10 protein-coding genes are annotated in these 13,318 nt (G+C 33.3%); 3 read left to right on the top strand and 7 right to left on the bottom strand.

Features of this window, described 5'->3' with window-relative positions; translation table 11 throughout:
• Positions 1-20 precede the first annotated feature (20 nt).
• Genes IMZ30_RS01390 through IMZ30_RS01370 form a run of 5 tightly spaced genes read right to left on the bottom strand, consistent with a single transcriptional unit; the run spans position 21 to position 6,339 of the window.
• Positions 21-1,820: an acyl-CoA dehydrogenase family protein gene (locus IMZ30_RS01390; protein WP_207038776.1), complete on the bottom strand. Its 1,800-nt coding sequence runs from the start codon at positions 1,818-1,820 to the stop codon at positions 21-23.
• A 12-nt stretch (positions 1,821-1,832) separates the two neighbouring features.
• Positions 1,833-3,020, bottom strand: a complete 1,188-nt coding sequence (locus IMZ30_RS01385) for an acetyl-CoA C-acyltransferase (protein ID WP_207038775.1) — start codon at positions 3,018-3,020, stop codon at positions 1,833-1,835.
• 41 nt (positions 3,021-3,061) lie between these two features.
• The gene (locus IMZ30_RS01380; protein WP_207038774.1) at positions 3,062-3,418 is read right to left on the bottom strand and encodes a four helix bundle protein; all 357 of its coding nucleotides are present in this window, start codon (positions 3,416-3,418) and stop codon (positions 3,062-3,064) included.
• A gap of 55 nt (positions 3,419-3,473) precedes the next feature.
• Positions 3,474-5,879, bottom strand: coding sequence for a 3-hydroxyacyl-CoA dehydrogenase/enoyl-CoA hydratase family protein (locus tag IMZ30_RS01375; protein WP_207038773.1), 2,406 nt, complete (start codon positions 5,877-5,879; stop codon positions 3,474-3,476).
• Entirely contained in the window at positions 5,863-6,339 is a 477-nt protein-coding gene (locus tag IMZ30_RS01370) for a MarR family winged helix-turn-helix transcriptional regulator (RefSeq protein ID WP_207038772.1), read from the bottom strand. The genes IMZ30_RS01375 and IMZ30_RS01370 overlap by 17 nt, the downstream gene beginning before the upstream one ends.
• Positions 6,340-6,503: 164 nt before the next feature.
• Between IMZ30_RS01370 and recG the strand changes: the two genes are divergently transcribed.
• On the top strand, positions 6,504-8,609 hold the full coding sequence (gene recG, locus IMZ30_RS01365) for an ATP-dependent DNA helicase RecG (protein ID WP_207038771.1): 2,106 nt from the start codon (positions 6,504-6,506) through the stop codon (positions 8,607-8,609).
• Here recG and IMZ30_RS01360 read toward each other — a convergent pair.
• Entirely contained in the window at positions 8,604-9,275 is a 672-nt protein-coding gene (locus IMZ30_RS01360) for a DUF2490 domain-containing protein (RefSeq protein ID WP_207038770.1), read from the bottom strand. The genes recG and IMZ30_RS01360 overlap by 6 nt on opposite strands.
• 50 nt (positions 9,276-9,325) lie before the next feature.
• Positions 9,326-9,895, bottom strand: coding sequence for a hypothetical protein (locus IMZ30_RS01355; protein WP_207038769.1), 570 nt, complete (start codon positions 9,893-9,895; stop codon positions 9,326-9,328).
• 95 nt (positions 9,896-9,990) lie between these two features.
• Here IMZ30_RS01355 and tilS point away from each other — a divergent pair, with 95 nt between their 5' ends.
• Both tilS and IMZ30_RS01345 read left to right on the top strand, forming a co-directional pair.
• A complete protein-coding gene (gene tilS / locus IMZ30_RS01350; RefSeq protein WP_207038768.1) occupies positions 9,991-11,301 on the top strand; it encodes a tRNA lysidine(34) synthetase TilS in 1,311 nt (436 codons plus the stop codon).
• Positions 11,274-13,310 carry a protein-disulfide reductase DsbD family protein gene (locus IMZ30_RS01345; protein ID WP_242529680.1) on the top strand — a complete coding sequence of 679 codons (2,037 nt, stop codon included), beginning with the start codon at positions 11,274-11,276 and terminating at the stop codon, positions 13,308-13,310. The genes tilS and IMZ30_RS01345 overlap by 28 nt, the downstream gene beginning before the upstream one ends.
• Positions 13,311-13,318: the final 8 nt, after the last annotated feature.

Raw genomic sequence — 13,318 nt, 5'->3', positions numbered from 1 at the left:
TACTTTTTTGTTAATCTATTTTAAAGCTTATAGCCGTTATCTTCAACTACACGATCTGCAATTGTATTTCTTAATTCAACAATATTTGGATAGTTGTGATATTTGGTAAATCGCTTTAATCCCATAAGCATCATTTTTTGTTCATCACCTTCAGCAAATGAAATAATACCTTCTTTAGCTTTTTTATTGATTTTCTCTACAGCATTATAAAGTTTAAGTTTTGCCATTGCTATTTGTACATTTTGAGAATCTTCACCCTTAATTTTTGCATTTTTTTCAGCTCTGAGGATTGCAGATTCTGCCATGTAAATCTCAATTAAGATATCGGCTGAAGCTAAAAGTAATTGTTGGTGCTCTTCTAATTCGGTTCCAAATTTTTGTGCTGCAGCACCTGCAACCATTAAAAATACTTTTTTAAGCTTTTTAATCATATCTTTCTCTTCTGAAAGTAATTCAGAAAAATCGGGTGTATCAAATGAAGGGATACCTGTTAATTCGTCTGCAACAGCTTGCGCTGGTCCCATAAAATCTACATGACCTTTCATTGCTTTTTTAACTAACATCCCAACAGAAAGCATTCGGTTTATTTCATTGGTTCCCTCATAAATTCTGGCAATTCTCGCATCTCTCCATGCTGATTCCATAGGTGTATCAGCAGAAAAGCCCATTCCGCCATAAATCTGAATACCTTCGTCTGAACAATTTTGAATATCTTCTGAAACGGCTACTTTTAAAATTGAGCACTCGATAGCAAATTCTTCAACACCTTTTAATTCAGCCTCTTGATGAGAGTTACCCTGTTCTTTTCTAGCGTTGATTCGGTCCTCAATATTTTTAGCTGCTCTGTAACTTGCAGCTTCACCAGCATATGCGGCTGTTGCCATTTCTGCTAATTTAGAACGAATAGCGCCAAATTTTGAAATAGGTGTATTAAATTGAACACGATCATTAGCGTATTGAACGGCAGATGAAATGGTTCGTCTTTGAGCATCTAAACAAGCAGCAGCTAGTTTTATTCTACCGACATTTAGTGCATTCATTGCAATTTTGAATCCGCCATTACGTTCACCTAAAATATTTTCAACAGGGACTTTTGTTTCATTAAAGAAAACTTGACGAGTAGAAGAGGAGTGAATCCCAAGTTTTTTCTCTTCATCACCCATTGATATTCCATTTTCTAAATCTTTTTCGACTATAAATCCTGTAATATTTTTATCATCTTCAATGCGTGCAAATACGATAAACAAGTCACAAAAGCCAGCATTAGAAATCCACATCTTTTGGCCAGTGATTTTGTAATGGGTTCCGTCTTCAGATAAGACCGCTTTCGTTTTTCCTGAATTAGCATCAGAACCAGCACCAGGTTCAGTTAAACAATAAGCGCCAAACCACTCGCCGGTGGCCAATTTAGGGATGTATTTTTTCTTTTGTTCTTCGGTACCATATAATGTAATTGGCAAGGTGCCAATACCTGTATGAGCACCAAAAGCTGTACTAAATGAACCTGTAGCACCTGAAATATAATCACATACTAACATTGTTGAGACAAAATCCATTCCTAGTCCGCCATATTCTTCAGGTACTGCAACACCTAAAAAACCAAGTTCACCAGCTTTACGCATGACGTCTTCAGTTAAGTCATAATTTTTTTTCTCAAATTCTTCTTTTTTAGGCCAAATCTCTCTGTCTACAAATTCTTTAACAGAGTCTCGCATCATTTTTTGTTCATCTGAAAAGTCTTCAGGCGTAAAAATGTCTTCAGCTTTTGTTTCATTTACAATAAATTGTCCACCGCGTATCATGTTATCTTTTTTTTCCATTTTATCTAATTTTTAATATACTTCATAAATTCCTGCAGCACCTTGTCCAGTCCCTACGCACATGGTAACCATAGAATATTTATTTTTTAGTTTTCTTTTTTTCATTTCGTCAAAAATTTGGACAGATAGTTTTGCACCAGTACAACCTAATGGATGGCCTAAAGCAATAGCACCACCATTTACATTTAAGATGTCTTGATTAATATCTAATTCTCTTGCAACAGCAAGTGATTGAGAAGCAAAGGCTTCATTAAGTTCTATGAGTTCAATATCATTTAATTTTAAATTGGCTTGGTTTAAAGCTTTTGGAATCGCTTTTACAGGCCCAATACCCATAATTTTTGGCTCTACACCAACTGTCGCGTATGATACAAGTCTAGCAACAGGTTCTAGATTTAATTCTTTGACCATATCTTCACTCATTATCATAACAAAAGCTGCGCCATCACTCATTTGAGAAGAATTACCAGCTGTTACACTACCGCCTTCGGCAAATACTGGTCTTAATTTATTTAAAACTTCTTCTGAGGTGTCAGCTCTAGGACCTTGGTCTTCTTGAACAGTGTAAGTTCTTGATTGTTTTTTTCCTTGAGGATCTACAAAGATATCTTCAACTTCAATTGGAACGATTTGGTCTTGAAATCTATTTTCTTTTTGGGCTTTAATGGCTTTTTGATGAGAGTTAAAGGCAAATTCATTTTGGTCTTTTGCGTTGATTTTATACTTTTCTGCGACCGCTTCTGCAGTTAAGCCCATTCCCCAATAATAACTTTCGTTTCCAGCTTTTGCAGTTTTATAATTTGGTACAGGCTTGTAACCACCCATTGGAATGTAGCTCATACTTTCGGCTCCACCAGCTATAATACAGTTAGCCATTCCACTTTGAATTTTTGCTGAAGCCATTGCAATAGTTTCAATACCAGAAGCACAATATCTGTTAACCGTTACTCCCGGAACTTCTTCAGATTTTAATCCCATTAGTGAGACCAATCGACCCATATTTAATCCTTGTTCAGCTTCTGGCATTGCGTTTCCAACAATAACATCATCAATTCTTGATTTGTCAAACTCAGGTAATTGCTTCATCATGTAGTCAATTGTCTCAGCAGCCAAATCATCTGGTCTTTTAAAACGAAACACACCTTTTGGTGCCTTTCCAACTGCAGTTCTATATCCTTTTACTATATATGCTGTTTTCATATCTGATATTTAGATTTTAGAACTTAGATTTAAGTTTTTACTTACTTAAGATCCAAGCTTTGATTAAGTTTATAAATCATTTTAATGTTTTCATTATTTTTATCCTTCAACCAATCTAACACTTTACTATCCATAAAATTTAGACGATAGCATATGATTAGTTGAGTATTAAATTTATTTAAAGATTTTTTAGAGATTGATAAAAATCTGTTGTAATCTTTATAAATGTTTCTGCTAGCTCTTTCCGAAATTTTGGAAGCAACAGAAGTAGCAATTCTTTTAATTTGACCGATTAAAGCATACTTTTCAGAATTTGGACAATTTGTTATGAGTTGAAGTCTATTTTCAACAAAGTTTATTGACTTTTTTTCTATTTTTAATTCTTTATCGTTATGCATTATTATCGATTAATTTTAGCCTACTATCTAATTTCTAACATCTTAATTTTATATTTTAGTTTCTTAATGGCTTACCTTTCTTAATCATATGCTGTAAACGTTCTAAAGTTTTACGTTCACCGCATAAGGATAAAAATGCTTCGCGTTCTAGATCTAACAGATATTGTTCAGATACATAATTGGCTTCAGATAAGTCTCCTCCAGACATTACGTAAGCTAATTTATTAGCAATTTTTTGATCATGTTCACTAATATATTTACCAGCTTTCATTTGGTCAGTTCCTACTAAAAATGCGCCTAAAGCTTGTCTACCCAAAACTTTAATATCATTCGTTTTAACAGGTTGACTATAGCCGTTTTGAGCCATTAATTTGGCTTGCTCTTTAGCGATTGCTAATTGTCGGTCTCGGCTAACAACAACAATATCTTTTCCGCTTTCAAGAATATTTAAATCATAAGCTTCGTGTGCAGATTTAGCTACTTTAGCCATTCCTATTGTTAAGAAATTTTCTCTCAGTCTATTCAATTCAACATCATCTTTTTGGAAAGTCATTGCGGCTCGTCTGGTCATTTCTTTAGAGCCACCTCCACCAGGGATAACACCAACACCAAATTCAACTAAACCAATGTAAGTTTCAGCATGAGCTACTATTTTATCTGCGTGCATTGATAATTCGCAACCGCCACCAAGTGCCATTTGGTGTGGAGCAGCTACAGTTGGGATAGAAGAGTAACGCATACGCATCATCGTGTCTTGGAAATATTTAATTGCGCCATTTAATTCTTCATACTCTTGCTCGACTGCAAACATGAAAATCATACCGATGTTAGCACCAACCGAAAAGTTATCTCCAGTATTAGAAATTACAACACCGTCATATTCTTTTTCTGCAATATCCATAGCGGTGTTAATTCCATTAAGGACATCGCCACCGATAGAATTCATCTTACTTCTGAATTCAATATTTAAAATACCGTCACCAAGATCTTCAGCAACTAAATCTTTATTGCTATAAACTTCATTGCTTTCTCTGATATTGTCAAGGATGATAAATGCATCTTGACCAGGAATTTTTTCATGTGTTTTTTTATCTATTTCATAGTAATAAGTTTTACCAGATTTTACATGATAAAAAGATTTTTGTTTGGATTCAGATAGTTTTGTGACCCATTCTGCAATTTCAAAGCCTTCATCTTTCATTAATTGAATACCTTTTTCTAAACCAATAGCATCCCAAATTTGAAATGGTCCATGTTGCCAGCCAAAGCCAGCTTTCATAGCATCATCAATTTTGTAAATTGCATCTGTAATTTCTGGTATTCTATTTTGCACATAGGCAAAAAGTGCTGCAAAGTTTTTTCTGTAAAATTTGCCTGCCTTATCTTTTCCTTCAACTAATACCGGAAAGCGGTTGGCAACTCGATCAATCGATTTAGTTTTTTCAAGTGTGTCAAATTTTGCACGCTGCTTTGAACGGTATTCAAGTGAGCTTAAGTCTAACGATTTAATTTCGCTAGAACCATCGTCATGTTTAATTTTTTTGTAAAATCCTTGTCCAGTTTTACTGCCCAACCATTTATTTTCCATCATGTGGCTGATGAAGTCAGGTAGCTTAAACAGGTCGTGTTGCTCGTCTTTAGGGACATTTTCATAAAGTCCATTAGCCACGTGTACCAAAGTATCTAAACCTACAACATCAACTGTTCTAAAAGTTGCTGATTTTGGTCTACCTATTACTGGTCCTGTTAGCTTATCAACCTCTTCGATTGTCATGTCCATATCTTTGACCATATGGAATAGACTCATAATGCTGAAAATACCTATTCTATTACCAATGAATGCTGGCGTATCTTTTGCAACAACGGTAGTTTTGCCTAAGTATTTTTCGCCATATTCATTAAGGAAATCTAAAACCTCGGTTGAAGTGTCAGGTCCTGGAATAATTTCTAGTAACTTAAGGTAACGTGGTGGGTTAAAGAAATGGGTTCCGCAGAAGTGTTTTTTGAAATCTTCAGATCTGCCTTCATTCATGAATTTTATAGGAATTCCCGACGTATTTGAAGAAATTAAAGTTCCTGGTGTTCTGTATTTCTCTAGATTTTCAAATACTTGCTGCTTGATATCTAATCGTTCAACAACGACTTCGATAATCCAGTCAGCATCTTTAATTTTTGAAATATCATCTTCAAGATTTCCGGTTTCAATACGTTTTGCAAAGTCTTTATGATAAATTGGTGAAGGATTTGACTTTAAGGAACTTTGTAATGCTTGGTTTACAATACGATTTCTAACAGATTTATCGTTTAAGGATTTTCCTTGTTGTTTTTCTTTTTCATTAAGTTCATTGGGCACTATATCGAGTAGTAGAACTTCTACGCCGATATTAGCAAAATGGCATGCAATGCCGCTTCCCATAATACCTGAACCAATTACAGCTACTTTTTTAATTCTTCTTTTCATAAGTATTGATGCTTTTATAAACTTTGTTTTTATAAATTGTTTTTTCAGTAATCATGTCTTGAATTTTTTCAGCAACTTTTATAAAAGTTTTCAATTCAGATTCACTGATATTATCTTTTACTGCTTGGTCAAAACCTAATACGACTTCTTTTGAAAAATTTCTCATATCAATTCCGAAATCGGTTAAATGAATTAACACGCTTCTCCCGTCTTTCGGGTTTTTTTCACGTCTAATCAAGTTTTTTTCTTCCATAGTTTTTAAGGTACGAGATAGGCTTGTAGATTCAACACCCATTTTTGGTCCTAAAGCTGTTGAAGGTGTTCCATCTTCTGGGTCTATACTTAATAGCGCAAACCCAGTTGCCATTGTACTTGATTTTTTAGCTGCCTCTTCATTATACATTTTAGCAACTGCTATCCAAGTTGACCTTAATATATAGTCTATTGTTTTTTCTCTCATTTTTTAAAAAAGGATCTCTTCAAATGTAATAAAATTTATTATGCATGCATAGTAAAATTTAAAAAAAATAGTTAAATTAATTTTTGGTTTTTAAAATTGGAGATTATTTAAGCCGTTAGTAATTTTTACCGTATTTTCATGTTTTCAGTGAAGGCTTATAAGTTATGACCAAATCGAGTTTACAAACACCCATTGCTTACTTGAAAGGCGTTGGCCCTAATCGGGCTGAGTTGTTTAATAAAGAATTAAATGTATTTACATTTCAGGATTTGTTGAATATTTTTCCTAACCGCTATATTGACAAATCTAACTACCATAAAATAAAAGACTTGTCACCTGCATCGGCTGAAGTACAAATCATCGGTAAAATAACAGGCGTTCGTTTTGTAAAGCAAAAACGAGGCAAGCGTTTAGTTGCTGATTTTGAAGATGACACTGGAGTAATGGAGTTAGTTTGGTTTAGAGCGCATAAATGGATGTTAGAAAATTTAAAAACAAATGTACAATATGTTGTTTTTGGCCGCTTAACCTATTTTAATAAGACGTATAGTGTAGCGCATCCTGAATTAGAGTTGTTAAGTAGGCATCAACAAAAAGCTCATATTGCTTTACAGCCTGTTTATCCTTCAACTGAAAAACTGAGTAAAAAAGGTGTTTCTAACACATTAATGACCAAATTAGTATTTCAGTTATTAAAAGAGCATTATTCAGCATTTACCGAAAATCTTCCGCAGCCAATCTTAGAAGACTTAAAATTAATGTCAAGGCAAGCGGCAATAAAATCAATTCATTTTCCACAAAATTTAGAGCAGTTACATAAAGCACAATTTAGATTTAAATTTGAAGAATTTTTCTATATTCAACTCCAGCTATTGCGCCAAAAGCTAATACAACAACGTAAAATTAAAGGATATCCGTTTAATAATGTCGGTGAAATTTTTAATCAATTTTACAACAACGGCTTAGAATTTGAATTGACCAATGCTCAAAAGCGTGTTCTTAAAGAAATTCGAAAAGATTTAGGAAGCAATGCCCAAATGAATCGATTGCTTCAAGGCGATGTTGGCTCTGGTAAAACAATAGTTGGTTTTATGTCTATGCTTATGGCTATCGATAATAACTTTCAAGCCTGTTTAATGGCACCTACTGAAATTTTAGCCCAACAGCATTTTGAAGGTATTTCTAAACTCTGCGAGCAGCTTCCGGTAAATGTAAGATTGTTAACAGGCTCAACAAAAACAAAAGCTCGAAAAGAGATTCATGCTTCGCTTGAAGATGGTTCTTTACATATTTTGATAGGAACACATGCTTTAATTGAAGATAAGGTAAAATTTAAAAATCTTGGCTTATCCATTATCGACGAGCAACATCGCTTTGGAGTAGCTCAACGTGCAAAACTTTGGAAAAAAAACAATTTGCCGCCACATGTTTTAGTCATGACTGCGACTCCAATTCCTAGAACTTTAGCCATGAGTTTGTATGGTGACTTAGATATTTCGATTATAGATGAACTTCCACCTGGTCGAAAGCCTATTAAAACAGTTCATCGTTATGATAAAAATCGTTTAAAAGTTTTTAAGTTTTTAAAAGACGAAATAAAAAAAGGTCGCCAAGCTTATGTGGTTTACCCGTTAATTGAAGAATCTCAGAATTTCGATTATAAAGATTTAATGGATGGTTATGAAAGTATATCACGTGAATTTCCATCTCCAAATTACCGGATTTCAATTGTTCATGGTAAAATGAAACCTGAAGATAAAGCCTATGAAATGCAGCGTTTTGCTGAAGGGAAAACTCAGATTTTAGTTGCTACAACTGTAATTGAAGTCGGCGTAAACGTCCCAAACGCTAGTGTAATGCTAATTGAAAGCGCTGAGCGTTTTGGTTTATCGCAACTTCATCAATTACGTGGTCGAGTTGGGCGAGGAGCAGAGCAAAGTTTTTGTATCTTAATGACAGGACATAAATTAAGTAATGATGCTAAAACTCGACTTGAAACCATGTGTAGGAGTAATGATGGTTTTGAGTTAGCTGAGGTTGATTTAAAACTTCGAGGTCCTGGCGATTTAATGGGGACACAACAAAGTGGTATTTTAAATTTAAAGATAGCTGATTTGGTTAAGGATAACCAAATTTTAAAACTTGCACGGTCTTATGCAAACCAAATAATTCAACAAGACCCTAATTTTAATGCTCCAGAGCATCAAGTAATGATCGAAACTTATCAACAATTAAGAAAGGGTAAAACGATATGGAACTATATTTCATAAACTCAAATAATAACTTGCTTTAAGCCATAATCGATTTCTAAAACCAGGCTCTAAGTAATCGTCAGTACGCCAATCTAAACCAATTTCAAGCTTGTTGTTATCATTAAAATAGTGACCAATTCCTGCATTTAAACGGTTTTCAAAATCGTCAGACTGTGTTTTTGTCATGTATATAACTTCGTTAGAGATAACTAAATACTGTTCGCCTTGGTCAACCTCTAAACCTTGTAAAGGGAATTGGGATTTAGCTCTAATTCTAAATCTAAATAATGGCGACTCATCGTTTGAAAATGTTTGGTCGGTCCTAAATCGGTAGCCAATCCTTAAGCCGATTAATCTGCTGATCCATGACACTTGTTGTATACTTCGATGGTGGTTAAAACCATCAGCTTCAAATCGAGATTGATATCCACCAGCAACATCGACAGTTGGTGAGATTTTATATTCTAAAAAATGCTGTATATCAGCTTGTTGAAGATCAAAATAGAGATCATCTTCAACCTGATCAAACATAGCTTGCTGGTACTCGATTTTATGTTGAATGCTAAAGCGTTCTGAAATAGAATATCCAACTGAAAATTCAGGCATTAAGCCACCTGAAAATCGATTTTGAGCTATGATTACAGTTGAAGTGAATAGAAATATAATTAATAGTTTTAGTTTCATAAAAGCGTTTTGAACTGTGCAATTATTGTTTGATTTTTAGGTCTTAAAGCTTAATACTTCAATATATCTGAAGATGGTAAATCGATAACTCTGATTTCTAGCAATTCTCCTTTATAATTAAAAAGAGCTTCAAAAAAATCATTCTGTGTTTCAGACTGACCTAAAAACTCAATTTCATAATTTGTAGTGATGTCTTCCCATTCATCTTCATCAATAAGGTCTTCTAAATCGTCTGGTTTCCCTAAATATTGTATCTGTACTTTTTTAATTCTGTGGTTTTCATAATTTTCTGTAAAATACGTTTCAATTATGTTTTTAGCTTTTTCAGGAATATTTTTAAACTTCAATTGAATCTCTATATTAATAATATTTCCTACAGTATCAAACTCAATACTTTGTCGTTTACCTTTCCATTTAAATTTTGCTTCGTAAACGCGGGTATTTCTGCTTTGTTGTTCATACCATTTAATTCTTTTTTTACCTTCATAGGCATCATCTAACCAGTCAAAAGCAAGCTCAGGTACTTTAGATTGATTAATTCTTTTTTCGGCCTCAACTTTAGTTTGAGACATCACTTGCATACTTATTAGTACAATTAAATTTAAAATGTAAAACTTCATTAGTTTTTTTTTGTAAAGATAATTAAGTTGTAAGGACATTTCCTAAGCAAAATTTAAGTTTTGAGAAATCTAAAGTTCGTATTTTTGCTTTATAAATGGTACAGAAATTTAAAACGCATCTCAATAAAAACTTCCCAGAATTAAATTCGGCAAAATTGTTAATTGCTGTAAGTGGTGGTATAGATAGCATGGTTTTGGTAGAGTTGTGCCATGAGTTAGGGCTTAACTACAGCATAGCACATTGTAATTTTAATCTGCGCAAAGCATCAGTTCAAGATCAAGATTTTGTGGTCAATTATGCTATTAAACGTCAAGTCGATTATTATGTTAGGCAATTTGAAACTCATAAATATGCAAAACAGCACAACTTATCAACTCAAGTCGCTGCTCGTAATCTTCGTTATCATTGGTTTGATGAGCTAATAAATACACATCAATTTGATTACTTACTCACAGCACATCATCTTAACGATAACCTTGAAACTTTTTTAATTAATCTTTCACGCGGTAGTGGAATAAAAGGTTTAACAGCAATTCCTGATAAAAATAGTTACATCAGAAGGCCGCTTTTAATTTTTAGTAAAGTAGAATTACTAAGTTTTGCGAAACAAAATAAAATTACTTGGCGTGAGGATGAATCTAATGCGAGTAATGCTTATTTGCGTAATCAGATCAGGCATCAAATTGTACCAGAATTAGAGCAACTATCGCCCCATTTTTTAGATGCTTTTATGGGTAGTTTACAGCATTTAAAAACTGCTTCTATTTTGTTAAGCGATTATGTGCAATTAATTAAAAATGAGGTTTTTAAAACCCAATCTGATGTAAGTATTATTTATTTAAACCGCTTGAAGAAGTATCCTAACTACCTAGAATTGTTATTTTATTTGTTAAGTGATTTTAATTTTACAGCTTGGGATGATATTAAACATTTAGTTAATGCAGAAACTGGTAAAAAAATTAGTAGTAAATCACATCTATTGGTAAAAAATAGGGATGAACTTAGGCTTTACAACAGGAAAATTAAAGATGAATTTATACCTTTACAGTTTAACTCACTTGAGGAGTTGGTTAAAGCCTCACAGCCATATTTTAAAGCCACAGTTGAAGGTTTTAAGATGCCAAAATCAGCTAATCAGGTCTGCATAAATATCAATCAACTTAAATTTCCCTTAATTTTAAGATCAATAAATACGAATGATACTTTTACACCGTTTGGTATGAAAGGTAAAAAAAAGGTTCTTCATTTTTTGCGCGATTTAAAAGTGCCAACACTCGAAAAACAAAAACAATTGGTTTTTGAAGATCAAAATCACATTGTATGGCTTGTAAAAAAGCGTTTAGATCATCATTTTAAAGTTACAGAAAATCAAAATAAATGTCTCAAAATAACATGGCTCAACTAAAGTATATAATATTAGGTTTATTTACCATTTGTAGTTTACAGGCTAATGCCCAATTTGGCGAACAATTTAAAGGGCAAGAAACTATAAATCCAATTTCGTTTTCCAGCGATGTAAGTCAAGTTAACGATTCTGTTTACACCATAAAAGTAACAGCTAAAATGCTTGAAAGTTGGCATTTACCATCGCAAAGGCCATTGAAGCCAGATGAAATAGGACCTGAACCAACTGAACTTAATTTTACATTTAATGCAAGTGACTTTCAATTAATTGGTGAAACAATAGAGCCTGAAGGTATTGAAGCTTATGATGAAATATTTCAAGCAGATTTAAAATATTTTGAAGATGAAGTAACCTTTAAGCAGCAGATAAAGGTTATAAATCCTAATGCGACTTTAAATTTAGAACTTTTATTTTCAGTTTGTGATGATGAAAAATGTTTACCACAAGACCAAAAACGATTTACTTATAAAGTTCAAGGAAGTCAATTAGCGCAGGTTGAAAATCAAGAAGTTAAAGTTACCTCTGAAGATCTTTCATTAGAAAATCAATTAAAAGTAGACATTAAAAACACACAATCATTCTCAAAAGATTTAGGTACAAACAAAGAAGAATCGACTATTTGGACGGTCTTTTTCCTTGGCTTTGTAGGTGGTTTAATAGCTCTTTTAACGCCTTGTGTTTTCCCAATGATACCACTAACAGTTTCTTTTTTTACAAAAAGTGCTAAAAATAAGCGTTTAGGAATAATGAACGCTGTTTTATATGGCGTTTTTATTTTTGGTATATACGTGTTGTTAAGCTTACCATTTCATTTGTTAGACTCTGTAAATCCTGAAATACTTAATAATATTTCTACAAACACAACTTTAAATATCATCTTTTTTGTCATATTTATTGCATTTGCCTTCTCATTTTTTGGCTATTATGAAATTACTTTGCCTGTATCTTGGAGTAGTAAGCTAGATCAAAAAGCAACAAGTGTTGGTGGTATTATAGGAATCTTTTTTATGGCCTTAACTTTAGCTATCGTTTCATTTTCATGTACAGGTCCTATTTTAGGCTCTCTACTAGGTGGTTCACTCACGGCCGATGGTGGCGCCATGTTATTAAGTTTTGGTATGGGTGGTTTTGGGCTAGCTTTAGCTTTACCATTTGCACTATTTGCTTTGTTTCCCAATTGGTTAAACTCACTTCCTAAAAGTGGAGGCTGGTTAAATACTGTAAAAGTTGTTTTAGGCTTTATTGAATTAGGTTTGGCGTTTAAATTTTTATCAAATGCAGATTTAGTTCAGCATTGGGGTATTTTAAAACGTGAAGTTTTTATAGCGATATGGATTATAGTTGGCATAGGTTTAACTTTATATTTATTCGGAATATTACGGTTTCCTCATGATGGACCGAAAAAGAAATTAAAGCGAAGTCGTTTAATCATAGGTGTTATTAGTTTAGCCTTTACGGTTTATTTAATTCCTGGATTAACCAATACTAGTTATGCTAATTTGAAGCTACTCAGCGGCTTTCCGCCACCATTATTTTACAGTATTTATCCTAAAGAAACAAACGGACCTTTAGGTTTAAAAGCTTATAAAGATTTCGAAAAAGGTGTGCAAGCAGCTAAAAATGAAAACAAACCTATTTTATTAGATTTTACGGGTTGGGCTTGTGTTAACTGTAGAAAAATGGAAGAGCAAGTTTGGAGTGTGCCAGAAGTTTATGAAAGTATTAAAGACGATTATATTTTAATTTCACTCTATGTAGATGACCGCCAAACCCTACCTGAAAACAAGCAATTTAATTTTAAGAGAGATAATGGTAGCGTAAAGAAAATTAGAACAATTGGTGATAAATGGGCGACATTTCAAACACTTAACTTTAAAAATAATTCTCAGCCGTTTTATGTGCTATTAAATTCAGATTTAGAGCTGCTTAATTCGCCTGTTGGTTATGAACCTAATGCAAAAGCTTACTTAAATTGGCTGCAAAAAGGTTTGCAAAACTTCAAAAAGTAAGCTTTTGT

The sequence above is a fragment of the Psychroflexus sp. ALD_RP9 genome (assembly GCF_017311165.1).
GTDB lineage: Bacteria > Bacteroidota > Bacteroidia > Flavobacteriales > Flavobacteriaceae > Psychroflexus.
This window is presented reverse-complemented; position numbering and strand designations above follow the sequence as displayed.